This is a genomic window from Actinomadura macrotermitis, assembly GCF_009604375.1.
GTDB lineage: Bacteria > Actinomycetota > Actinomycetes > Streptosporangiales > Streptosporangiaceae > Spirillospora > Spirillospora macrotermitis.
Map to the genome: position 1 here is coordinate 122,275 of NZ_WEGH01000005.1, position 22,250 is coordinate 144,524.

At 72.4% G+C, this 22,250-nt stretch carries 22 protein-coding genes; 19 read left to right on the forward strand and 3 right to left on the reverse strand.

The genetic code is table 11. The features are described from left to right. Positions 1–21: 21 nt before the first annotated feature. From ACRB68_RS33230 to ACRB68_RS33285, 12 genes are all read left to right on the forward strand, one after another. Positions 22–1,494 (forward strand): amino acid permease, encoded by a 1,473-nt coding sequence (locus tag ACRB68_RS33230; RefSeq protein WP_328595095.1) that lies wholly within the window; start codon positions 22–24, stop codon positions 1,492–1,494. Continuing rightward, the gene (locus tag ACRB68_RS33235; RefSeq protein ID WP_153539688.1) at positions 1,491–2,399 is read left to right on the forward strand and encodes a universal stress protein; all 909 of its coding nucleotides are present in this window, start codon (positions 1,491–1,493) and stop codon (positions 2,397–2,399) included. The genes ACRB68_RS33230 and ACRB68_RS33235 overlap by 4 nt, the downstream gene beginning before the upstream one ends. 106 nt (positions 2,400–2,505) lie before the next feature. Then, the gene (locus tag ACRB68_RS33240) at positions 2,506–3,285 is read left to right on the forward strand and encodes a helix-turn-helix transcriptional regulator (RefSeq protein WP_407924323.1); all 780 of its coding nucleotides are present in this window, start codon (positions 2,506–2,508) and stop codon (positions 3,283–3,285) included. After that, positions 3,282–4,694 (forward strand): Fe-S cluster assembly protein SufB, encoded by a 1,413-nt coding sequence (sufB, locus tag ACRB68_RS33245; RefSeq protein WP_153539690.1) that lies wholly within the window; start codon positions 3,282–3,284, stop codon positions 4,692–4,694. The genes ACRB68_RS33240 and sufB overlap by 4 nt, the downstream gene beginning before the upstream one ends. Next, positions 4,694–5,818, forward strand: a complete 1,125-nt coding sequence (gene sufD, locus ACRB68_RS33250; protein WP_153539692.1) for a Fe-S cluster assembly protein SufD — start codon at positions 4,694–4,696, stop codon at positions 5,816–5,818. The genes sufB and sufD overlap by 1 nt, the downstream gene beginning before the upstream one ends. After that, positions 5,815–6,132: a bifunctional 3-phenylpropionate/cinnamic acid dioxygenase ferredoxin subunit gene (locus ACRB68_RS33255; protein WP_153539694.1), complete on the forward strand. Its 318-nt coding sequence runs from the start codon at positions 5,815–5,817 to the stop codon at positions 6,130–6,132. Before sufD ends, ACRB68_RS33255 begins: the two co-directional genes overlap by 4 nt. Positions 6,133–6,156: 24 nt before the next feature. After that, entirely contained in the window at positions 6,157–6,924 is a 768-nt protein-coding gene (gene sufC / locus ACRB68_RS33260; RefSeq protein WP_153539696.1) for a Fe-S cluster assembly ATPase SufC, read from the forward strand. A gap of 97 nt (positions 6,925–7,021) precedes the next feature. Further along, positions 7,022–8,287 carry a cysteine desulfurase gene (locus tag ACRB68_RS33265; protein ID WP_153539698.1) on the forward strand — a complete coding sequence of 422 codons (1,266 nt, stop codon included), beginning with the start codon at positions 7,022–7,024 and terminating at the stop codon, positions 8,285–8,287. Positions 8,288–8,377: 90 nt separating this feature from the next. Continuing rightward, a complete protein-coding gene (sufU, locus tag ACRB68_RS33270) occupies positions 8,378–8,836 on the forward strand; it encodes a Fe-S cluster assembly sulfur transfer protein SufU (protein ID WP_153539700.1) in 459 nt (152 codons plus the stop codon). Further along, positions 8,833–9,228 (forward strand): metal-sulfur cluster assembly factor, encoded by a 396-nt coding sequence (locus ACRB68_RS33275; RefSeq protein ID WP_153539702.1) that lies wholly within the window; start codon positions 8,833–8,835, stop codon positions 9,226–9,228. Before sufU ends, ACRB68_RS33275 begins: the two co-directional genes overlap by 4 nt. A 146-nt stretch (positions 9,229–9,374) precedes the next feature. Continuing rightward, positions 9,375–10,538 (forward strand): sensor histidine kinase, encoded by a 1,164-nt coding sequence (locus ACRB68_RS33280; protein WP_153539704.1) that lies wholly within the window; start codon positions 9,375–9,377, stop codon positions 10,536–10,538. Then, positions 10,535–11,185 carry a response regulator gene (locus ACRB68_RS33285; protein WP_153539706.1) on the forward strand — a complete coding sequence of 217 codons (651 nt, stop codon included), beginning with the start codon at positions 10,535–10,537 and terminating at the stop codon, positions 11,183–11,185. The genes ACRB68_RS33280 and ACRB68_RS33285 overlap by 4 nt, the downstream gene beginning before the upstream one ends. On the opposite strand, the gene ACRB68_RS33290 is transcribed toward ACRB68_RS33285, so the two are convergent. Both ACRB68_RS33290 and ACRB68_RS33295 read right to left on the reverse strand, forming a co-directional pair. Then, positions 11,160–12,269, reverse strand: a complete 1,110-nt coding sequence (locus tag ACRB68_RS33290; protein WP_328595096.1) for an EAL domain-containing protein — start codon at positions 12,267–12,269, stop codon at positions 11,160–11,162. The two genes, ACRB68_RS33285 and ACRB68_RS33290, sit on opposite strands and share 26 nt — an antisense overlap. Positions 12,270–12,420: 151 nt before the next feature. Then, the gene (locus ACRB68_RS33295) at positions 12,421–12,816 is read right to left on the reverse strand and encodes an ABC transporter permease (protein WP_153539708.1); all 396 of its coding nucleotides are present in this window, start codon (positions 12,814–12,816) and stop codon (positions 12,421–12,423) included. 93 nt (positions 12,817–12,909) lie between these two features. On the opposite strand from ACRB68_RS33295, the gene ACRB68_RS33300 reads away from it, so the two are divergent. The 6 genes from ACRB68_RS33300 (at position 12,910) to ACRB68_RS33325 (ending at position 18,105) form a co-directional block, all read left to right on the forward strand. Then, a complete protein-coding gene (locus tag ACRB68_RS33300) occupies positions 12,910–13,548 on the forward strand; it encodes an AIM24 family protein (RefSeq protein WP_328595097.1) in 639 nt (212 codons plus the stop codon). Beyond that, a complete protein-coding gene (locus tag ACRB68_RS33305) occupies positions 13,548–14,198 on the forward strand; it encodes an AIM24 family protein (protein WP_153539710.1) in 651 nt (216 codons plus the stop codon). Before ACRB68_RS33300 ends, ACRB68_RS33305 begins: the two co-directional genes overlap by 1 nt. Beyond that, positions 14,199–14,951 (forward strand): AIM24 family protein, encoded by a 753-nt coding sequence (locus tag ACRB68_RS33310; RefSeq protein ID WP_328595098.1) that lies wholly within the window; start codon positions 14,199–14,201, stop codon positions 14,949–14,951. A 221-nt stretch (positions 14,952–15,172) separates the two neighbouring features. Further along, positions 15,173–16,771 (forward strand): ABC-F family ATP-binding cassette domain-containing protein, encoded by a 1,599-nt coding sequence (locus tag ACRB68_RS33315; RefSeq protein WP_328595099.1) that lies wholly within the window; start codon positions 15,173–15,175, stop codon positions 16,769–16,771. 116 nt (positions 16,772–16,887) lie between these two features. Continuing rightward, positions 16,888–17,100, forward strand: coding sequence for a helix-turn-helix domain-containing protein (locus ACRB68_RS33320; protein WP_018656527.1), 213 nt, complete (start codon positions 16,888–16,890; stop codon positions 17,098–17,100). Positions 17,101–17,271: 171 nt separating this feature from the next. Continuing rightward, positions 17,272–18,105 (forward strand): enoyl-CoA hydratase/isomerase family protein, encoded by an 834-nt coding sequence (locus ACRB68_RS33325; protein ID WP_153539716.1) that lies wholly within the window; start codon positions 17,272–17,274, stop codon positions 18,103–18,105. A gap of 60 nt (positions 18,106–18,165) precedes the next feature. Here ACRB68_RS33325 and ACRB68_RS33330 read toward each other — a convergent pair whose 3' ends face one another. Then, positions 18,166–20,088, reverse strand: coding sequence for a Xaa-Pro dipeptidyl-peptidase (locus ACRB68_RS33330; RefSeq protein WP_153539718.1), 1,923 nt, complete (start codon positions 20,086–20,088; stop codon positions 18,166–18,168). Between the two features lie 200 nt (positions 20,089–20,288). Between ACRB68_RS33330 and ACRB68_RS33335 the strand changes: the two genes are divergently transcribed. Then, positions 20,289–22,211 carry an ABC transporter ATP-binding protein gene (locus tag ACRB68_RS33335; protein ID WP_194293554.1) on the forward strand — a complete coding sequence of 641 codons (1,923 nt, stop codon included), beginning with the start codon at positions 20,289–20,291 and terminating at the stop codon, positions 22,209–22,211. Positions 22,212–22,250: the final 39 nt, after the last annotated feature.

Sequence of the window (22,250 nt, forward strand, 5' to 3'; positions counted from 1 at the left end):
AACATCGGAGGGGGGCACGGCGTGGAAGCAGGCACCGGTTCCGCCGGGCTGTTGCACAGCCTGGTCCGGACCAAGCCGGTCGACCAGATCGTGAGCGAGGGCGGGCAGGGCGCGGGCGGTGAGCTGAAGCGCACGATGAGCCTGCTGCAGCTGACGCTGTTCAGCGTCGGCGCCACCCTCGGCACCGGCATCTTCGTCGTGCTCGGCGAGGCGGTGCCGCTCGCCGGCCCGGCCGTCGTGCTGGCGTTCGTGCTGGCCGCGGTGACCGCGCTGTTCTCGGCGCTGTCCTACGCCGAGCTCGCCGGCACCATCCCGGTCTCGGGGTCGTCGTACTCCTACGCCTACGCCACGCTCGGCGAGCTGGTCGCCTGGGTGTGCGGCTGGTGCCTGCTGCTGGAGTACGCGGTGTCGGTGTCGGCCGTCGCGGTCGGCTGGGGCGCCTACCTCAACGAGTTCTTCGACAAGACCCTCGGGTTCACCATGCCGGCGGCGATCAGCAACTCGCCGGGCGAGGACGGCGGCGTCGTCAACATCCCCGCCGTCGTGGTGGTGCTGATCGCCACCCTGCTGCTCCTGCGCGGCACGTCCGAGAGCGCGACCGCCAACACCGTCATGGTGATGCTGAAGGTCGGCGTGCTGGCGTTCTTCTGCGTGGTCGCCTTCACCGCGTTCCGCGCGGGCAACCTCACCCCGTTCGCGCCGATGGGCTGGGCCGGGATCAGCGCGGCCGGCTCGAAGGTGTTCTTCTCCTACATCGGGTTCGACGCCGCCTCCACCGCGGGCGAGGAGGCCAAGAACCCCAAGCGCGACCTGCCGCTCGCCATCATCTTGTCGCTGCTCATCGTGACCGTGGTGTACGTGCTGGTCGGGCTGAGCGCGGTCGGCGCGATGCCGTGGAAGCGGTTCTCGCTGAGCGGCTCGGAGGCGTCGCTGGCGCGGGTGCTGGACGAGGCGACCGGCATGGCCTGGCCGTCGGCGGTGCTGTCGTTCGGCGCGGTCGTCGCGATCACCAGCGTGGTGCTGACCGTGATGTACGGCCAGACCCGCATCCTGTTCGCGATGTCGCGCGACGGGCTGATCCCGCCGATCTTCCAGAAGGTGAGCCCGCGACACGCGGTGCCGGTCGCCAACACCCTGATCGTGGCCGGCTTCATCGCGGTGCTGGCCGCGGCGATCCCGCTCGGCCGGCTGGTGGACGCCACCAGCATCGGCACGCTGTTCGCGTTCTCGCTGGTCAGCCTGGGCGTCATCGTGCTGCGCCGGACCCGGCCCGACATGCCGCGCAGCTTCCGCACCCCCTTCTATCCGATCACCCCGCTGCTCGGCATCGGGTTCTGCGTCTACCTGATGGTCGGGCTCGGCGCGGTGACCTGGACGGTCTTCCTGCTGTGGGCCCTGGTCGGGCTCGCCGCCTACTTCGCCTACGGACGCCGGCACTCGCGGCTCGCCGCCGAGCCCGCCGGGCGGCCCGCCACCGGAAAGGAGTCACGATGAGCGACCGGTTGCGCGTGCTGGCCGGCTACTCGCCCGACGACCGCGGCGAGGACGCGCTGGCGCTCGCCGCCCTGCTCGCGCGCGGCACCGGGGCGGCGCTGACCGTCGCCAACGTGCACCCGCCCGCCTGGCCCGCGCGCGGGCCGGGCTCGGTGGACGCCGAGTGGGTCGGCTACCTGAAGGAGCAGTCGGCCGCGGCCCTCGCCCAGGCGGGGGAGCGGCTGGGCGCGCTGAAGGTGGCCAAGAAGGACGCCGCGTTCCGCCAGCACGCCCACCGGGGCAGCGGCCGCGGCCTGATCGAGGTGGCCGGGGAGACCGGCGCGGGGCTGATCGTGATCGGCTCGGCGCCGCGCGGCCGGCGCGGCCGCATCGCCATCGGCAGCACCGCCGACCAGCTCCTGCACGGCTCGCCGGTGCCGGTCCTGCTGGCCCCGCGCGGGTACGCCGAGGAGGCGCCGGAGCGGTTCGGGCGGCTGACCGTCGCCTACTGGCGGCGCCGCGACACCGAGGCCCCGCTGGCGGTGGCCGGGGCCTTCGCGCGCCGGCTCGGGCTGCCGGTCCGGCTGGTCACCCTGGTGCTGCGGCCCCCGGGGCTGCCGGCCCGGTTCCTGCGCGCCGACGACGTCGTGCAGCGCCAGCTCGCGCAGGCCGAGAAGGACCTGGCGCACGCCGCCGGGGTCGTCGGCGCGGACGGCGCGGTGGAGGTGCGGACCGAGGCGGTGCCGGGCGTCGGCATCGCCAAGACGCTCGGCGCGGTGGACATGCCGCCGGGCGAGGTGCTGGCCTGCATGTCCAGCCATGACGGCCCGCTGCGCAAGGTGTTCCTCGGCGAGAGCGCCGGCAAGATCGTCCGCGCCGCGCCGTGCCCGGTGCTGGTGCTGCCGCGGGGCGGCGGGACGCGCTGAGCGCGCATCAGTGCAGGTTAGGTAAGGCTTACCTGCGTGAGCGACGACATCGGGAGTTCACTTGGTGGCCGGGAAGTAATTACGGCACACTGATGTTGTGAAAAACGTGAACGAGCATCCGACGAGCGCCCCGGCCGCCCCCGCGCGGTCCGCCGGCGTGCCGTCGGGTGGCGCCGGGCAGGGCGAGCGCGACACCCGCGCCCGCGTCGCCCGGCTCATCCTCGAGCACGGTCCGATCACCGCGTCCGGCCTCGGCGAGCGCATCGGGCTCACGCCCGCCGCGATCCGCCGGCACCTGGACGCGCTGCTCGCCGAGGGCATGATCGAAACGCGCGAGGCGCGCTCGCAGAAGTCCCGCGGGCGCGGCCGGCCGGCCAAGTGGTTCGCCATCACCGACGCCGGCCGCAGCGCCTTCGTGCACGCCTACGACGACCTGGCCACCAGCGCGCTGCGCTTCCTGGCCGAGACGGCCGGGGAGCAGGCGGTCACCCGCTTCGCCCGGCGTCAGATCGCCGACCTGGAGCGACGCTACCACCCGGTGGTCAAGGGGGCCCCGCCCCAGCAGCGGCTCCGCACGCTGGCCGAGGCCCTGTCGGGCGACGGCTACGCCGCGGCGACCGCCAAGGCCCCCTGGCCCGGCGGCGGCGAGCAGCTCTGCCAGCACCACTGCCCGGTCGCGCACGTCGCCGCGGAGTTCCCGCAGCTGTGCGAGGCCGAGACCGAGGCGTTCGGCCGGCTGCTCGGCCTGCCGGTGCAGCGGCTGGCGACCATCGCCCACGGCGACGGAATCTGCACCACCCACGTCAGCTCGCGCTCCCTGTGCGAAGGGGAGCCGGCCGACGGTCCGGATATTGATGACGAGGAGTCCGGGAGGACCTCCCTATGACGACTGCAGCCCACCCGGAGCTGGAAGGGCTCGACCGGTACAAGTTCGGCTGGGCCGACTCCGACGCCGCCGGCGCCTCGGCCCGCCGCGGCCTGAACGAGGACGTCGTCCGCGACATCTCGGCCAAGAAGAGCGAGCCGGAGTGGATGCTCGACCTGCGCCTGAAGGGGCTGCGGCTGTTCGACAAGAAGCCGATGCCCTCCTGGGGCTCGGACCTGTCGGACATCGACTTCGACAACATCAAGTACTTCGTCCGCTCCACCGAGAAGCAGGCGGCGTCCTGGGAAGAGCTCCCCGAGGACATCAAGAACACCTACGACAAGCTCGGCATCCCCGAGGCCGAGAAGCAGCGGCTGATCGCGGGCGTCGCGGCGCAGTACGAGTCCGAGGTCGTCTACCACAAGATCCGTGAGGACCTCGAGGAGAAGGGCGTCCTGTTCCTGGACACCGACACCGGCCTGCGCGAGCACCCGGAGATCTTCCAGGAGTACTTCGGCAAGGTCATCCCGGTCGGCGACAACAAGTTCGCCGCGCTGAACACCGCGGTGTGGTCGGGCGGCTCGTTCATCTACGTGCCGCCGGGCGTGCACGTGGAGATCCCGCTGCAGGCCTACTTCCGGATCAACACCGAGAACATGGGCCAGTTCGAGCGGACGCTGATCATCGCGGACGAGGGCTCGTACGTGCACTACGTCGAGGGCTGTACCGCGCCGATCTACAAGTCCGACTCGCTGCACTCGGCCGTGGTGGAGATCGTGGTGAAGAAGGACGCGCGCGTCCGCTACACCACCATCCAGAACTGGTCGAACAACGTGTACAACCTGGTGACCAAGCGCGCCGTCGCCTACGAGGGCGCCACCATGGAGTGGATCGACGGCAACATCGGCTCCAAGGTCACCATGAAGTACCCGGCGGTCTACCTGCTCGGCGAGCACGCCAAGGGCGAGACGCTGTCCATCGCCTTCGCCGGCGAGGGCCAGCACCAGGACGCGGGCGCCAAGATGGTGCACGCCGCCCCCAACACCTCCTCCACCATCGTGTCCAAGTCGGTGGCGCGCGGCGGCGGCCGCACGTCCTACCGGGGCCTGGTGCAGATCCAGGAGGGCGCCGAGCACAGCAGGTCCACCGTCAAGTGCGACGCGCTGCTGGTGGACCAGATCAGCCGGTCCGACACCTACCCCTACGTCGACGTCCGCGAGGACGACGTGGAGATGGGCCACGAGGCCACCGTCTCCAAGGTGTCGGAGGACCAGCTGTTCTACCTGATGAGCCGCGGCCTCACCGAGGACGAGGCGATGGCCATGATCGTGCGCGGGTTCGTCGAGCCGATCGCGCGCGAGCTGCCGATGGAATACGCCCTTGAGCTGAACCGGCTCATCGAGCTGCAGATGGAAGGAGCCGTCGGCTGATGGGGCTCGACACTCGTCCCCTCTCGACGTTGCACGAGAGGGGTTCCTTCGAGGTCGCCGACTTCGAGGTCCCGACCGGCCGCGAGGAGGAGTGGCGGTTCACCCCGCTGCGCCGCCTGCGCGGTCTGCACAACGGGTCCGCCGCGGCGGACGGCAAGATCCTCCTCGAGGTGGACGCGGCGCCCGAGGTGACCGTGGAGACCGTGGGCCGCGGCGACGCCCGGATCGGCACGGCGTTCACGCCCGCCGACCGGGTGAGCGCGCAGGCCTGGGCGTCCTTCACCGAGGCGACCGTCGTCACCGTGCCCAAGGAGACCGAGGCGTCCGCGCCGACGGTCCTGCGGCTGCGCGGCGAGGACGCCGGCGCCGCCGCCTACGGGCACACCACCGTGATCCTGGAGCCGTTCGCCCGCGCCACCGTCGTGCTGGCGCACCGCGGCGACGCGACCTACGCCGACAACGTCGAGTTCATCGTCGGCGACGGCGCCTCGCTGTCGGTGATCAGCCTGCAGGACTGGTCGCACGACAGCGTGCACGTGGCGCACCAGTACACCCGCCTCGGCCGCGACGCCCGGTTCGTCTCGCACAACATCACCCTCGGCGGCGACCTGGTGCGGATCTCGCCGACGGTCGCCTACGACGGCCCCGGCGGCGACGCCGAGCTGTACGGCGTCTACTTCGCCGACGGCGGCCAGCACCTGGAGCACCGGCTGCTGGTGGACCACACCGTCCCCAACTGCCGCAGCCGGGTCGACTACCGCGGCGCGCTGCAGGACGAGGGCGCGCACGCCGTCTGGATCGGCGACGTGATCATCCGCGTCGAGGCCGAGGGCACCGACACCTACGAGCTGAACCGCAACCTGGTGCTGACCGACGGCACCCGGGTGGACTCGGTGCCGAACCTGGAGATCCTGACCGGCGAGGTCGCCGGCGCGGGGCACGCCTCGGCGTCCGGACGCCTGGACGACGAGCACCTGTTCTACCTGCAGGCCCGCGGCATCACCTTCGACGAGGCCCGGCGCATGGTCGTCCGCGGCTTCCTCGGCCAGCTCATCGAGCGCATCGAGGTGCCCGAGGTCCGCGAGAAGGTGCAGCAGGCGATCGAAGCGGAGCTGGACCGATGAGCTTTGTGAAGGTGTGCGCCGTCGCCGACATCCCCGCGGACGGGGCCCTCGGCGTGGAGATCGACGACACCCCCGTGGCGCTGGTGCGCACCGGCGACGAGGTGTACGCGGTCAACGACATCTGCTCGCACGCCGAGGTCTCGCTCTCCGAGGGCGAGGTCTACAACGGCACCATCGAGTGCTGGCTGCACGGGTCGTGCTTCGACCTGCGCAGCGGCAAGCCCACCAACCCGCCGGCGACGCAGCCGGTCGCCACCTACCGGGTGAAGGTCGAGGACGGCGACGTCTACGTCTCGCTCGGCTCCGACGACTGAACCCACGAGGGAAAGCACACAGATATGGCCACGCTTGAGATCCGCGACCTCCACGTCTCCGTCGGTGCGGGCACCGACGGCAGCAAGGAGATCCTGCGCGGGGTCAACCTGACGGTCAAGGCCGGCGAGACCCACGCGATCATGGGGCCGAACGGCTCCGGCAAGTCCACCCTGGCCTACGCCATCGCCGGGCACCCCAAGTACACCGTCACCGGCGGCACCGTCACCCTGGACGGCGAGGACGTCCTGGAGATGAGCGTCGACGAGCGCGCCCGCGCGGGCCTGTTCCTGGCGATGCAGTACCCGGTCGAGGTGCCCGGCGTCTCGGTGTCGAACTTCCTGCGCTCGGCCATCACCGCCGTGCGCGGCGAGGCGCCGAAGCTGCGCGACTTCTCCAAGGAGATGAAGGCCGCGATGGACGCGCTGTCCATCGACCCGGCGTTCGCCCAGCGCAGCCTGAACGAGGGCTTCTCCGGCGGCGAGAAGAAGCGGCACGAGATCCTGCAGCTGGAGCTGCTCAAGCCCAAGATCGCGGTGCTGGACGAGACCGACTCGGGCCTGGACGTGGACGCCCTGAAGGTCGTCTCCGAGGGCGTCAACCGGTTCAGCGCGCAGGGCGAGACCGGCGTGCTGCTGATCACGCACTACACCCGCATCCTGCGGTACGTCAAGCCCGACTTCGTGCACGTCTTCGCCGGCGGCAAGATCGTCGCCGAGGGCGGCCCGGAGCTGGCCGACGTGCTGGAGAACGAGGGCTACGAGAAGTACGTGAAGGCGGGCGCATCGGCATGAGCGGGCTGGAGGGGCGCGGCGCCGCCTGGACTGAGGAGCCTGCGACGAGGGAAGGCGGCGCCGTGAAGGCGCCCCGGAAGCCCGCGGGAGGTACGGCATGACATTGCTCCCCGAGGAGATCAAGAAGGACTTCCCGCTGCTGCAGCGCACGGTCCGCGGCGGCGCGCCGCTGGTCTACCTGGACTCGGGCGCGACGTCGCAGAAGCCGGTGCAGGTGCTGGACGCCGAGCGGGAGTTCTACGAGCGGCACAACGCGGCCGTGCACCGCGGCGCGCACCTGCTCGCCGAGGAGGCCACCGACGCGTTCGAGGCCGCCCGCGCCAAGATCGCGGCGTTCGTCGGCGCGGTGCCGGGCGAGATCGTGTTCACCAAGAACGCGACCGAGGCGATCAACCTGGTGGCGTACGCGATGAGCAACGCCGCCACCGCGGGGCCCGAGGCCGAGCGGTTCAAGGTCGGCCCCGGCGACGAGATCGTCGTCACCGAGATGGAGCACCACGCCAACCTGGTGCCCTGGCAGCAGCTCTGCCAGCGGACCGGGGCGACGCTGCGCTGGTTCTCGCTCACCGACGACGGCCGGCTGGACCTGGACGACCTGGACGGGCTGGTCAACGAGCGCACCAGGCTGGTCGCGCTCACCCACCAGTCCAACGTGCTCGGCACCGTCCCGCCGGTCCAGCTGATCGCCGAGCGCGCGCACGCGGTCGGCGCCCTGGTCATCGTGGACGGCGCCCAGTCGGTGCCGCACCAGGCCGTGGACGTGACGACGCTCGGCGCCGACTTCCTGGTCTTCTCGGGGCACAAGATGCTCGGCCCGACCGGCATCGGCGTGCTGTGGGGCCGCCGCGAGCTGCTGGAGGCCATGCCGCCGTTCATCACCGGCGGCTCCATGATCGAGGTCGTCCGGATGGAGGGCTCGACCTTCATGCCGCCGCCGCAGCGGTTCGAGGCGGGCTCGCCGAACGTCGCCCAGGCCGTCGGCCTCGGCGCGGCCTGCGACTACCTCACCGCGCTCGGCATGGACAGCGTGCACGCGCACGAGGAGATCCTCACCGGCTACGCGCTGGAGCGGCTCGGCGAGATCGACGGCGTGCGGATCATCGGCCCGGCCACCACCGAGGCGCGCGGCGGCGCGGTGTCGTTCACGGTGAACGACATCCACCCGCACGACGTCGGGCAGGTGCTGGACGAGCTCGGCGTCGAGGTCCGGGTGGGGCACCACTGCGCGTGGCCGATCTGCCGCCACTTCGGCATCCCGGCGACGACCCGCGCCTCGTTCTACGTGCACAACACCCTGGCCGACATCGACGCGCTCGCCGAGGGTGTGCGCAAGGCGCAGAAGTTCTTCGGCACCGGCCTTTAGCCGGGGCTGCGGAGGGGACGTCCCCTCCGCGAGGAACAGCCTGACACCGGCCCGTGTTGTAGGACGCGAAGGCCGCCGAGAAAGGAAGTCATGCAGCTCGAGGCGATGTACCAGGAGGTCATCCTGGATCATTACCGCAACCCCCTGAACAAGGGGCTGCGGGAGCCGTACGAGGGCGAGGCGCACCACGTCAACCCGACCTGCGGCGACGAGATCACGCTGCGGGTGCACCTGACCGGTGCCGGGCAGGACGCGGTCGTGGCCGACGTCTCCTACGACGCCATGGGCTGCTCCATCAGCCAGGCCAGCGCCTCGGTGATGAGCGACCTGATCATCGGCAAGTCCGTCAAGGAGGCCATGGAGGTCGGGGACGAGTTCCTGACCCTCATGCAGTCGCGCGGACAGGACGTCCAGCTCGACGAGGACCTCCTGGAGGACGCCGTGGCCTTCGCCGGCGTCTCCAAGTACCCCGCCCGCATCAAGTGCGCCCTGCTCGCCTGGATGGCGTGGAAGGACGCGACCGCCCGCGCCCTCGGAGAGGCATCATGACCGACGACATCCCCGCGACCGACTCGCCCGCCACCGAGGCCCCCGCCGAGGCGCCCGCCGCCGAGGCCGCCGCGGCCCCGGCGGGCACCGTGCCCGACGAGGAGATCCTGGAGGCGCTCAAGGACGTGGTGGACCCCGAGCTCGGCATCAACGTCGTCGACCTCGGCCTGATCTACGGCATCGACCTGGCCGACGGGATCGCCACCATCGACATGACGCTGACCAGCGCCGCCTGCCCGCTCACCGACGTGATCGAGGACCAGGCGCACAGCGCGCTGGAGGGCCTGGTCAAGGACGTCAAGATCAACTGGGTCTGGCTGCCGCCGTGGGGCCCCGACAAGATCACCGACGAGGGCCGCGACCAGCTGCGCGCCCTCGGCTTCAACGTCTGACCCGCGTCTCCCGCACAGCGTCTCTCGCACCGGGGCCGCGTCCTGCCAGGGACGCGGCCCCGTCGCTTTTCCGGCCCGGATACTTCGAAGGATGTACGCCCGCCCGTCTCCAGGGCGGACGCGCGGGCCGTCCGGGACATGCTGAGATGGGAAGCGTGCGCTTCACCACCCGCAGGGACGTCCTGTACGCCGTGTCCGCCCTGGCGGGCGGCCTGCTGATGCTGTCGGCGCACGGCTACTCGAGCTGGGGCGAGCACTGGAGGCCCGCCGTCGCGCTGCGCGCCGTCCCGCTCGCCGGCCTGTGCCTCGGCATGCTGTTCCGCCGCACCGCGCCGCTGACCGGCCTGGCGATCTCCAGCGCGTTCAACCTGATGGACCTGGTCCTCGGCCCGAGCCTGGCCAGCGCCGTCATCTACACCGACGCGCTGTACGCGGCCGGCGTCTACGGGCCGCGCCGCCTCATCCGGTGGCTGCTCGGCGGGACCGTCGCCGCGACCCTGCTGGCGGGCGCGGCGGTGTGGGCGGCGACGGGGCGGCCGGGCGTGGCCGTCGTGCTGGGCGCGGTCGCGGGCACCACCTGGGTGGCGCCGGTGCTGACCGCGATGGCCGTCGTGGAGCACCGCGACCGGGCCCGCGCCGAGCACCAGCGCGCCGAGCAGCTGGTCCTGCTGAACGAGCTGGACCGGCGCGGCGCCGTCGTCGCCGAGCGCGCCCGGATGGCCCGCGAGCTGCACGACGTCATCGCCAACCACCTGAGCGCGGTGGCGCTGCACTCCTCGGCCGTGCTGAAGCTGCCCGACATGGACCGGGCCGGCGTGGTCGGCGCGATGGAGGTCATCCGGGAGAACAGCGTGCAGGGCCTGGCCGAGATGCGCCGCATGATCGGGCTGCTGCGCGAGGGCGAGGAGGAGGGCCCGGCCGCCGTGCCGCGCCTGGCCGAGCTGGACCGGCTCGTCGCGCACACCGCCCGCGCCGACCTGGCCGCCGCGCTCACCGTGCGCGGCGACCCGCCCGAGCTGCCCGCCGCCGTCGAGCTCGCCGCCTACCGCATCGTGCAGGAGTCGCTGACCAACGCCCTCAAGCACGGCGGCCCCGGCCGCGCCGAGGTGTGCCTGGAGTACCGCGCCGACCGGGTGGTCGTGGAGGTGTGCAGCCCGCTCGGCGCCGGGGCGGGGCTGCCCGGGTCGGGCAGCGGCCTGATCGGCATGCGCGAGCGGGCCGCCATGCTCGCCGGCGACTTCACCGCCGGCCCCGACCGCGGCCGCTGGCGGGTCCGCGCCGAACTGCCCGTCGAACTGGAGAGCGCATGATCGAGGTGCTGGTGGCCGACGACCAGGCGGCGGTCCGCGCCGGGCTGGTGCTGATCCTGCGCAGCGCGCCCGGCATCACCGTGGTCGGCGAGGCCGCCGACGGCGAGCAGGCCGTCGAGCTGGCCCGGCGGCTGCGCCCCGACGTGGTGCTGATGGACGTGCGGATGCCGCGGCTGGACGGCGTCGCCGCGACCCGCGAGCTGGCCGGCGTCGCCGACGTGCTGGTGCTGACCACCTTCGACGTCGACGAGTACGTCTTCGGCGCGCTGCGGGCCGGCGCCGCCGGGTTCCTGCTGAAGGACGTGGACGCCGACCGGCTCGTCGAGGCCGTGCGCACCGTCGCGGCCGGCGAGGGCGTCATCGCGCCGCAGGTCACCCGCCGCCTGATCGGCGCGTTCGCGGACGGGGCGCCGGCCCGCCCCGGCCCGCCGCCGGACCTGGCCGGGCTCACCCCGCGCGAGCGGGAGGTCTTCGCCTGCCTCGGCGAGGGGCTGTCCAACGGGCAGATCGCGGCCCGCCTGGACATGGCCGAGACGACGACCAAGACCCATGTCAGCCGCATCCTGGGCAAGCTCGGGCTGCGCAGCCGGGTCCAGGCCGCGATCATGGCCCGGGAGGCGCTCAGCGGGCCGCCAGGCCCCGGATGAGGTCGGCCACCCGCACGATGCCGAGGCAGCGGCCGACCTCGTCCACCACCACCAGGTCGTCGTACACCCGGTCGTCCTCGCGGCCCGCCGCGCGCAGCGCCGCGATCGCCGGGACGGTGCGCGGCACCGTGCGCGGCGCGTCGGCGAGCCGCACCGCCGGCTTGTGCGCGTGCAGCGCGTGCCCGTAGGCGCCCGACAGCCGCAGCAGGAAGCGGGTGCGGTCCACCGCGGCGCGGGGCCGCTGCCGCTCGTCCACCAGGATGATGCTGGTGGTGCTCGCCTCGGCGTTCAGCACGTCCAGCACCTCCCCGGCGCTGGCGGTGTCGGGCATCGTCACCGCCGGCAGGGTGAACTCGGTGACGCGCGGCCCGAGGCCGTTGTCGGGCCGCGGCGGCTCCGCGGCCGCCACCGGCACCGTCACCGGCATCCCGGGCCACCACTCCGGCGGCGCGAGCGCCGGGCCCTGCACCAGCCGCACGCCGAGCTCGCGCATCCGCAGCACCTGGTCCTCGCCGGCCAGCCCCGGCGCGAGCACGTGCGCGCCGATCTGCTGCGCCAGCCCGACGACCGCCGACACCAGCGCCGCGCGGGCGGGGTCGGCGCCGGCCCGGCGGGCCAGCTCGGCGTCGATCCTGATCAGATAGGGGACGACGTCCACCAGCAGGTCCAGCGGCGCGTGCGCGGCGCCGATCCCGCCGAGGGCGACCAGGTAGCCGGCCCGGCGCAGGCCGCGCAGCGCGGCCGACACCGCCGGGCGCTGCGCGGGCGGGAAGCCGCCGCCGACGCACAAGATCACCTCGCGCGGGCGGCGGCCGGTCGCGGTGAGGCCCCGGTGCAGCTCCTCCAGCACCTCGTCGCCGAACGCGAGCGACTCGGCGCGCACGCCGATCTGCAGCGGCAGCCGGGTGCCGGCGGCGTCGGCGGCGCGGACGGCCTCGGCGGCGGCGCGCAGGTCCCGCGAGACCGGGTCGCCGGAGCCCTCCCGGCCCGCATGCGGCTCGACGGCGACGACCGCGCCCGAGCCCAGATCGACGACCGGGCGGAAACCCGCGCGGGCCGGTAGCAGGACATCCAGAGGTGACACAACGGCATCATGCCGTCGTGATCATGACAAATACGAAGGCGTGGTCCAGAGTTCACGCACTGTTCGGTGCCCGGTGGGCCGGAGCGCCGGACCGCGGATTACGGTCCGCCCGGGCACCGGTTCCGGCCGCGGAGCATCGGCGGCGGCCGGTTCACAGGCTGCGGCCGCCCGCCACCGCCGACAGCAGGTAGGTGGCCCCGGCGAGCGCCGCCAGCCACGCGTAGGGCGTGACGTCCGCGCCGCGCAGCGCCTGCACGACGAACGCGGCGACGATCCCGGCGGTCAGCATGTCGCCGGTCATCGCCGCCGCCTTCAGGTGCGCGCGGCCGCGGTGCCCGCTGCCGTACCCGTCGCCGAGCGGCAGCGCCGGCTCGTTGCGCCGGTAGGCGAGGTAGCCGGCGTACCCGGCCAGGACGGCGAGCGCGACCAGCGCGGTGCCGGTGCGCCCGGCCGCGCCGAGCACGCCCGCGACGGCGGCGGCGACGGCCAGCACCAGCAGCGGGACGATCCAGCGGCCGGGTCCACGACGTTCGGGAGCGATCCACATGACCGGCATTTTCCCCGATGGGCGGATGAACGGGCGGGCAACGCGCCCGGGGGATCGAACCTTGACCGCGGCGGACCGGTATCTTGTCGCCCCGTGGCGCAATTTCGACTGAACGGCTCAAAGATGCTGGCCGTCGATCTGGCGGGCGAGACGATCCGGGCGCTGAACGGCGCCATGGTCGCCTACGAGGGCCAGATGACGTTCAAACGGCAGGGCATGACCGGTGGTGAGGGACTGCGCGGCGCGCTGAAGCGCCGGATCGCCGGCGAGGGCATGACCCTCATGGAGGTCACCGGGCAGGGCACCGTCTACCTGGCCAGCGAGGCCACCGAGGTGACCCTGGTGCCGCTGGCGGGCGAGACCCTCTACGTGGAGTCCGAGAGCCTGCTGGCGCTGGACGGGCGGCTGCAGACGGGCGTGCAGTTCGTCGGGCTGCGCGGCATGGGCACCGGGCAGGGCATGGCCACCACCAAGGTGGACGGGCACGGCACCGTCGCGATCTTGTCCGACGGCCCCGCGATCGCGCTGGAGGTGACCCCGCAGACGCCGCTCTGCGTCGACCCCGACGCCTACGTCGCGCACCGCGGGCAGCTCCAGCAGGACGTCGTCACCGACGTGAACTGGCGCACCGTGCTCGGGCAGGGCTCGGGCGAGAGCGTGCAGTTCCGGTACCAGGGGCACGGCCTGGTCTACGTCCAGCCGGCCGAGCGCAGCGGGATTCTGGAGATCTGATGCCGGGATACACCTCGATCAACTCGAAGATGCTCCAGGTGCCGGTCGCGCCGGGCCGGGAGGTCTACAGCAAGCGCGGCGCGATGCTCGCCTACACCGGCGAGGTGCACTTCGAGCCGACCGCGACCGCCGGGCAGGGCATCGGCGGCGCCCTCGGCCGCGCCATGGCCGGCGAGCACTCGGCGATGATGCACGTCACCGGGAACGGCCAGGTGATGTTCGGGCACGCCGGGCTGCACGTGCAGGTCATCGACCTGCAGGGCGACACCCTGTACGTGGAGGCCGACCGGCTGCTGGTGCACGACACCGCGCTGCAGGTCGGCACGATGTTCATGGGCGAGCAGGGCGGCGTCGGCGGCGTGCTGCGCGGCGCCGTCACCGGGCAGGGCCTGTTCACCAGCACCCTCACCGGGCACGGCTCGTGCGCGGTGCTGTCGCACGGCGGGGTGATGGAGCTGCCGATCACCCCGCAGCGGCCGGTGCACGTCGACCCGCAGGCCTACGTGGCGCACCGCGGGCAGGTACAGAACAAGCTGACCACCGCCGTCGGGCTGCGCGACCTGATCGGGCGCGGCTCGGGCGAGGGCTTCCAGCTCCAGCTGAGCGGCTCCGGCGTCGTCTACGTCCAGGCCAGCGAGAGGAAGATCTGAGTGAGCACCCAGACGTTCAACGCGCAGACGCTTCCGGCCAACGACAACGTCAACCCCTACGCCTTCAGCGTGGACCTGAACGGCCAGTGGTTCGCGCAGAAGGGCAAGATGATCGCCTACTACGGGCAGATCAGGTTCGAGGCGCTGTCGGCCGGGCCGCTGGACCAGCTCGTCGCCGCCACCTTCCACTCGCCGCTGTACGCGCAGGACTGGATCGTGGCGCAGGGGCAGGGCAAGCTGCTGCTCGCCGACCGCGGCTTCGACATCAACTCCTTCGACCTGGACGAGGGCAACCTCACCATCCGGGCCGGCAACCTGCTGGCCTTCGAGCCGGGCCTGGAGCTCAAGCAGTCGATCATCCCGGGGTTCCTCACCCTGATCGGGACGGGCCGGTTCGTGGCCGCCTCCAACGGCCCGGTGCACTTCGTCGAGCCGCCCATCCGGGTCGACCCGCAGGCGCTGCTCGGCTGGGCCGACTGCCCCTCGCCGTGCCACCACTACGACCACTCCTACATGCGGGGCGTGCTCGGCACGGCGCGCATGCTGACCGGTCTCGGCGGCACCTCGGGGGAGGAGCACCAGTTCGACTTCACCGGGCAGGGCACGGTGCTGATGCAGTCGTCGGAGGTCGTCACCAACCAGGACACGCTGCTGCGCGACCTGGAGGGCCAGGTCGGGATGCTCGGCGTCGGCGGCCTGGAGCGGCTGCACGGCACGATCGGGCAGCGGATCGCCGCCGAGCGCCAGCACTGAGCGGGCGCCCGGCGGCGGCCCGCGCCGCGGCGCGGGCCACCGCTCGTACATCTGTTCTAACGCATTCGGCATGGCCGCTTCCCGGTCCGCCGTCACGTACACTGAACAGATGATTTCGCTCCTGAGCTGACAGGCCCCGCAGGCGCGTCCCGGTCCCGACCGCGACGCGCTGTTTCATGCCGTCCGCCCGCCGAGCCGCCCGTCTGGGGAGCCCCGTCACTGTGATCATCGCCAACGACATCGAACTGCGCGCCGGATCCCGGCTGCTGATCGAGGCCGCGTCCTTCCGCGTCAACCCCGGCGACCGGGTCGGCTTCGTCGGCCGCAACGGCGCCGGCAAGACCACCCTCACCAAGGTCCTGGCGGGCGAGGCCCTGCCCGCCCAGGGGTCGGTGACCCACTCGGGCACCATCGGCTACCTGCCGCAGGACCCGCGCGGCGTGGACCTGGAGGAGCTGGCCCGCGACCGCATCCTGTCCGCGCGCGGCCTGGACGAGGTGATGCGCAAGCTGCACGCCGCCCAGGAGCGGATGGCGACCGCGACCGGCGCCGAGCGCGACAAGGCCGTGCGCCAGTACGGGCGCCTGGAGGACCGGCTGCACGTGCTCGGCGGCTATTCCGCCGAGCACGAGGCCGCCTCCATCGCCTCCAGCCTCGGTCTGCCCGACCGCGTCCTCGGCCAGCCGCTCGGCACCCTGTCGGGCGGCCAGCGGCGCCGCGTGGAGCTGGCCCGCATCCTGTTCTCCGACGCCGACGTGCTGCTGCTGGACGAGCCGACCAACCACCTGGACGCCGACTCCATCGTCTGGCTGCGCGACTTCCTGAAGTCCCACCAGGGCGGCCTCGTGGTGATCAGCCACGATGTGGAGCTGCTGGACGCGGTGGTCAACCGGGTCTTCCATCTGGACGCCAACCGCAGCGTCATCGACGTCTACAACGTCGGCTGGAAGAAGTACCTGGACCAGCGCGAGACCGACGAGCGGCGCCGCAAGCGCGAGACGGCCAACGCCCAGCGGCAGGCCGCGACGCTGCTGTCGCAGGCCGACAAGATGCGCGCCAAGGCGACCAAGGCCAAGGCGGCCCAGCAGATGGACCGGCGCGCCCGGCAGCTGCTGGCGGGCGTGGAGGGGGAGCGGCAGGCCGACAAGGTGGCCAAGATTCGCTTCCCGGATCCGGCACCGTGCGGCAAAACACCCCTCACCGCCACGGGTTTGTCGAAATCGTACGGATCCTTGGAAATCTTCACCGATGTCGATCTCGCCATCGACCGCGGCAGCCGGGTGGTCATCCTCGGCCTGAACGGCGCCGGGAAGACCACCCTGCTGCGCATGCTGGCGGGCGTCGACAAGCCCGACACCGGCACCATCGTGCCCGGCCACGGGCTGCGCGTCGGCTACTACGCGCAGGAGCACGAGACGCTGGAGGTGGAGCGCTCGGTGCTGGAGAACATGCAGTCGGCGGCGCCCGACCTCGCACCGGTGGAGGTCCGCAAGATCCTCGGCTCGTTCCTGTTCTCCGGCGACGACGTGGACAAGCCCGCGGGCGTGCTGTCGGGCGGCGAGAAGACCCGGCTCGCCCTGGCGATGCTGGTGGTCTCCAGCGCCAACGTGCTGCTGCTCGACGAGCCCACCAACAACCTGGACCCGGCCAGCCGCGCCGAGATCCTGGCGGCCCTGCACACCTTCGCCGGCGCCATCGTCATGGTGACCCACGATGAGGGCGCGGTGGAGGCGCTCCGACCGGAAAGAGTGATTTTGCTGCCAGATGGTGTGGAAGACATCTGGAGTGACGAGTTTGCCGATCTGGTGGCACTTGCGTGACCTGCGCGTCAGCTTCCGCAGATCTTTTCTGGCCGAGTGGGTAGCCGAACGGGCGGGAATGACTGATCATGGCGGGGGATAACGCAGCGGTCACCACATCACTACGGGAGGTACTCGTGGCCGAGACCCTCAAGAAGGGCACCCGCGTGACCGGTGCCGAGCGCGACAAGCTGGCGACGGAACTCAAGAAGAGGTACGACTCCGGCGAGAGCATCCGCGCCCTGGCAGCCGCCACCGGCCGCTCGTATGGGTTCATCCACCGGATTCTCACCGAATCCGGCGTCAACCTGCGCGGTCGCGGCGGAGCGACCCGCGGTAAGAAGTCCTGACCGGACGTCGACCCCTCGGATGAGCGCACCGCCTGACCCGTCGCCGGGACCGACCGAGTAAGGTTCGGTCGCGGCGGCGGGGCGGGCGCCGGGAGGTCCCGCACCCGCTGTGACGTGCACGGAACAACATCGGCACCGGCCGGTGAGGCGTTGCTCGCGGAAAGGGAACTCATGGCGGACGCGAAGGTGGAGCAGGGGCGGCCGGATGCGGTCACCGGCGGTACGGGCCTGCCCACGGCCGAGGAGCTGGCCGCGGCCGGGCTGCTGCTGGACATCGACGGCGCGGTGGCGACCGTCGCGCTGAACCGGCCCGAGCGCCGCAACGCCATGACGTTCACCCTGTGGCGGACGCTCGCCCGCATCGGGCGCTCGCTGCCCGCGGAGGTGCGCGTCGTGGTGCTGCGCGGCGAGGGCAGCTGCTTCTCCGCCGGCATCGACCTCGGCATGTTCTCCGGGGAGGGCGAGGGCTTCGCCGACGGCAGCGACGAGGCGGCCGCCGACGCGTTCATCGCCGACCTGCAGCAGGGCTACACCTGGCTGCGGCGGCCCGAGATCGTCACCATCGCGCAGGTGCACGGGCACGCCATCGGCGGCGCCTTCCAGCTGGCGCTGGCCTGCGACATCCGGGTGATCGCCGACGACACCCGCTTCTGCATGAAGGAGCCCGCCCTCGGCCTGGTGCCCGACCTCACCGGCACCAAGCCGCTGGTGGAGATCGTCGGCCTGAACCGGGCGCTGGAGCTCTGCCTGACCGCGCGCACCGTGCTCGCCGACGAGGCGCTGCGCCTCGGCCTGGCCGAGACCGTCGTGCCCGCCGCCGACCTGCCCGGCGCGGTCGCCGACCTCACCGCCTCGCTGCTGGCCGTCAACGCCGGCGCCGCCGTGGCGACCAAGCGGCTGCTGCAGCAGGCGTCCGAGAACACCCTCGAGCAGCAGTGCGCGGCCGAGCGCCGGGAGCAGATCGGCCGGCTGCGCGAGATGTTCGGCGGCGCCGCGCAGGGCTGACCCGCACACAGCGCACGGGCAGGGCCCGGACCGCCGCGGCGGTCCGGGCCCTGCCGCGTCCTACCGCAGGGCCGTGCTCCCGCCGGGCCCGACCGGCAGCCACACCTTGCTGGTGCCCGGCACCAGGGACACCTTGGTGCCCGCCGGGTAGCGCAGCGTGTAGTCGTAGTCGGTGGACAGGACGATCACGCCGAGCCGGTGGCCGGGCTTGACGACGTAGTCGGTCGGCTCCAGGTCCCAGCGCAGGGAGTACTGCTTCCCGGCCCTGAGCGGCTCGCTGCGGGCCGCGCCGTGCCGGTTGCGGGCGTCGAGCCACCCGCGCGTGATGATCTTGTAGGGGGCCGTCTCGGTGTGCAGCACCTGGCGGGTGGTGCAGCCGGGGTCGCCCGGGACGCTCTGGCCGAAGCAGACCTGCTCGGCCGTGGTGTCGCGGGTGCCGGTCGGCCGGGTGTCGGTGCCGTAGTCGACCAGCAGCGCGGTCAGGTACGGGGAGCGGCCGTCCAGGGAGGCGCGCACCGACGCCGCCGGGATGCCGTCCAGGCGGAGCGGCCTGGTCAGCGGCGGGGTGAGGAAGGCCAGCCGGTTCGGGTCGGCCTGGTCCTCGTTGACCAGCAGCTGGTCGGCGGTGCGGGTGCGGCCGGCGTCCACCAGCGTCTGCGGGGCGCCGTGGCGGGGCCGCAGGCCGAGCGTGCCGGGCTGCCCGGCCGGGCCCGCGTTCAGGCTGACCGCGACCTTCGAGGTGCCCGGGACGGGCCAGTCGGCCGCGGTCTCCCACTGGCCGGGGGCGCGCTCGATGTCGACGCGCGGCTCACGCTCGATGCCGTTCCGGATGTCGTACAGGTAGCGGTCGAACCAGTGGTGGATCTGGCGCAGCCACTCCTCGACCCGCCAGCGGAACGGGGTGGAGTGGTTGCCCTGCGACAGCCACAGCTTGCGCGGCACGCCCGCCTGCTTGAGGGCGTTCCACCACTGCGCGGAGTTCTTGACCTTGACGTTCCAGTCGTTCAGGCCGTGCACCACCATGACGGCCGCGTGCACGTTGCGCGCCTGGCCGACGTAGTCGCGCTGCGCCCAGACCTTGCCGTAGTCGCCGGTCTCGCGGTCCTGGGCGGCCTCGATGCCGTCAATGACCTTCGTGCAGACCTCGGGGTTCTGCCGGGTCAGCACGGCCTTGGCGAGGACGTCCAGGTCCTCGCCCTGGTAGCCGCCGGGCGCGACGACGCCGCCGTTGGCGCGGTAGTAGTCGTACCAGGAGGAGATGCCCGCGATCGGCACGATCGCCTTCAGGCCCTTGACGCCCGTCGCGGCCGCCATGTTCGGCAGTGTGCCGTTGTAGGACTGGCCGATCATGCCGACGTTGCCGGTGGACCAGTCGGCGGTCACCGGCGTCCCGTCGGGCGCCCAGCCCTTGGCGCGGCCGTTCAGCCAGTCCACCGCGGCCTTGGCGCCGGCCTGCTCGCTGCGGTCCCCCGACGTCGGGCAGCCGGTCGAGCCGCCGGTGCCGATGCTGTCCAGGTTCGCCACGGCGTAGCCGCGCGGCAGGAAGTAGTTGTCGTAGATGCCGGGGAAGTAGTCGGCGACCGCGCGCTTGCTCGACTGCTTGGCCAGGGCGCGCGCGGAGTCGATGTCGACCGAGTGGTTCGGGACGTCCTTGATGCCGGCCCAGTACGGGCTGGCCTCCAGGATCGTCGGGACCTTCAGCCCGGCCGCGGTCTCCTTCGGCCGCATGATCCGCATCTGCACGCGGTCGCGGACGCCGTCGTGGTCGCTGTCGGCGGTCGTCTCGATGTTCACCGTCTGGGTGAGCGCGTCGGCCCGGCTGTAGATCGGCTGGGTCTCGCCGCCGCGCACGTGGGGGGTCGCGGGCGCCTTGTGGGCGGGTCCGGCCGCGGCGGCGGGCAGGGCGGTGGCGAGCCCGCCGGCGGCCAGCAGCGCCGCGCTGAGGGTGAGCGCGGCGCCGCTTCGCGGGAAGCGTCGTGTCAAGAGGGGCTCCTGAGGGGTGTGAGCCGGAAATTCTTGATCATGTTTACGCCGTGCGGACCTGCCTGTCCACACAAAGGCCCTATGTCGGTCACTTCAGCCGAGAGCGGAGCGCGGGAAGCGGGGCGGCCGGCCCGGTGTTGGATAGGGCGGCGAGATGCTTACTTGATTACGTTTCATCGATCCCCTCGTGGAGGCCCCGAATGACGATGCCGGGCAACGGCTGGCAGGTGATGGCCTCGTTCCGCCGTGACGACTCGGTGACCAAGCAGAAGCTGAAGCCGGGCACCGTGCGGCGCATCGCCGGGTACGCCCGCCCCTACACCCGCGAGCTGGTGCTGTTCCTGGCGCTCAACGCGTTCGCCGCGGTGATCGTGGTGGCCAACCCGCTGCTGCTGAAGTCGATCATCGACCGGGGCATCGTGCCCGGCCGCACCGGCCTGGTGGTCTGGCTGGCCGTCGCGGTCGCCGGCCTCGCCCTGCTGGAGGCCGTCCTCGGCCTGTTCCAGCGCTGGTACTCCGCGCGCATCGGCGAGGGCCTCATCTACGACCTGCGCACCCAGGTGTTCGGGCACGTCCAGCGCCAGCCCGTCGCGTTCTTCATGCGCGCGCAGACCGGGTCCCTGGTCAGCCGGCTGAACTCCGACGTGATCGGCGCGCAGCGCGCCCTCACCACCACGCTGTCGTCGGTGGTGTCCAACGTGATCAGCCTGGTCCTGGTGCTGGTCACCATGCTGGTGCTGTCCTGGCAGGTCACGGTGATCGCGCTGCTGCTCCTGCCGATCTTCATCCTGCCCGCCAAGTGGGTCGGCCGCCGGCTGTCGTCGATCTCCCGCGAGCAGATGCAGCTGGACGCCGAGATGAGCTCGCTGATGACCGAGCGCTTCAACGTCGCCGGCGCCATGCTGGCCAAGCTGTACGGCCGCCCCGCCGACGAGGAGGAGCTGTTCTCCGGCCGCGCCGCGCGGGTCCGCGACATCGGCGTGGTCGCCTCCATGTACGGCCGGGTCTTCTTCACCGCGCTCACCCTCGTCGCGGCCCTCGCCACCGCCATGGTCTACGGCGTCGGCGGCTACCTGGTGGTGGACGGCTCCCTGCAGCTCGGCACGCTGGTCGCCCTCGCCACCCTGCTCACCCGCATGTACGGGCCGCTGACCGCGCTGTCCAACGTGCACGTGGACGTGATGACGGCCTTGGTCAGCTTCGACCGGGTGTTCGAGGTGCTGGACCTCAAGCCGCTCATCGACGACCGCAAGGGCGCCACGCCGCTCGCGGTCCCGGCGGGCGCGGACGGGCAGGGTCCGGCCGCGCCGTCCGTCCAGTTCGACCACGTGCGGTTCGCCTACCCGGCCGCCGAGGAGGTCTCGCTGGCCTCCCTGGAGTCGATCGCGCGCACCGACACCGCCCCCGGCCGCGAGGTGCTGCACGACGTGGACTTCACCGCCGAGCCGGGCCAGCTGGTCGCGCTGGTCGGCCCGTCCGGCGCGGGCAAGTCCACCATCACCCACCTGGTCTCGCGCCTGTACGACGTGTCGGGCGGCGCGGTGCGCGTCGGCGGCGAGGACGTCCGCGACGTCACCCTGGCGTCGCTGCGCGAGCGCGTCGGCGTGGTCAGCCAGGACGCCCACCTGTTCCACGACTCCATCCGCGCCAACATGGCCTACGCCAAGCCGGACGCCTCCGACGAGGAGATCCTGGCGGCGCTGGAGGCCGCGCAGATCGGCGGCCTGGTCGCCGCGATGCCCGAGGGCCTGGACACCGTGGTGGGGGACCGGGGCTACCGGCTGTCGGGCGGCGAGAAGCAGCGCCTGGCCCTCGCCCGGCTGCTGCTGAAGGCCCCCTCGGTGGTGGTGCTGGACGAGGCCACCGCGCACCTGGACTCCGAGTCCGAGGCGGCGGTGCAGCGGGCGCTGAAGACCGCGCTCGCCGGCCGGACCTCGCTGGTGATCGCGCACCGGCTGTCCACCATCCGCGAGGCCGACCAGATCCTGGTCGTCGAGGACGGCCGGATCGCCGAGCGCGGCACCCACGAGGAGCTGCTGCTCGCCGGCGGCCTGTACGCCGAGCTGTACCGCACCCAGTTCTCCCGCCAGAACCGGGAGGAGGCCGCCACCGAGGCGTTCTGACCCGTTCCCCCCGCGCTCCTCTCCAGCGCGACCGGCGTT

Excerpts from the sequence above, each read along its gene's own strand:
- sufC (WP_153539696.1), top strand. The coding sequence starts at position 6,157 with ATGGCCACGCTTGAGATCCGCGACCTCCACGTCTCCGTCGGTGCGGGC.
- ACRB68_RS33275 (WP_153539702.1), top strand. The coding sequence starts at position 8,833 with ATGACCGACGACATCCCCGCGACCGACTCGCCCGCCACCGAGGCCCCC.
- ACRB68_RS33265 (WP_153539698.1), top strand. The coding sequence starts at position 7,022 with ATGACATTGCTCCCCGAGGAGATCAAGAAGGACTTCCCGCTGCTGCAG.
- ACRB68_RS33235 (WP_153539688.1), top strand. The coding sequence starts at position 1,491 with ATGAGCGACCGGTTGCGCGTGCTGGCCGGCTACTCGCCCGACGACCGC.
- sufD (WP_153539692.1), top strand. The coding sequence starts at position 4,694 with ATGGGGCTCGACACTCGTCCCCTCTCGACGTTGCACGAGAGGGGTTCC.
- ACRB68_RS33335 (WP_194293554.1), top strand. The coding sequence starts at position 20,289 with ATGACGATGCCGGGCAACGGCTGGCAGGTGATGGCCTCGTTCCGCCGT.
- ACRB68_RS33280 (WP_153539704.1), top strand. The coding sequence starts at position 9,375 with ATGGGAAGCGTGCGCTTCACCACCCGCAGGGACGTCCTGTACGCCGTG.
- sufB (WP_153539690.1), top strand. The coding sequence starts at position 3,282 with ATGACGACTGCAGCCCACCCGGAGCTGGAAGGGCTCGACCGGTACAAG.
- ACRB68_RS33285 (WP_153539706.1), top strand. The coding sequence starts at position 10,535 with ATGATCGAGGTGCTGGTGGCCGACGACCAGGCGGCGGTCCGCGCCGGG.
- ACRB68_RS33255 (WP_153539694.1), top strand. The coding sequence starts at position 5,815 with ATGAGCTTTGTGAAGGTGTGCGCCGTCGCCGACATCCCCGCGGACGGG.
- ACRB68_RS33305 (WP_153539710.1), top strand. The coding sequence starts at position 13,548 with ATGCCGGGATACACCTCGATCAACTCGAAGATGCTCCAGGTGCCGGTC.
- sufU (WP_153539700.1), top strand. The coding sequence starts at position 8,378 with ATGCAGCTCGAGGCGATGTACCAGGAGGTCATCCTGGATCATTACCGC.
- ACRB68_RS33295 (WP_153539708.1), bottom strand. The coding sequence starts at position 12,816 with ATGTGGATCGCTCCCGAACGTCGTGGACCCGGCCGCTGGATCGTCCCG.
- ACRB68_RS33325 (WP_153539716.1), top strand. The coding sequence starts at position 17,272 with ATGGCGGACGCGAAGGTGGAGCAGGGGCGGCCGGATGCGGTCACCGGC.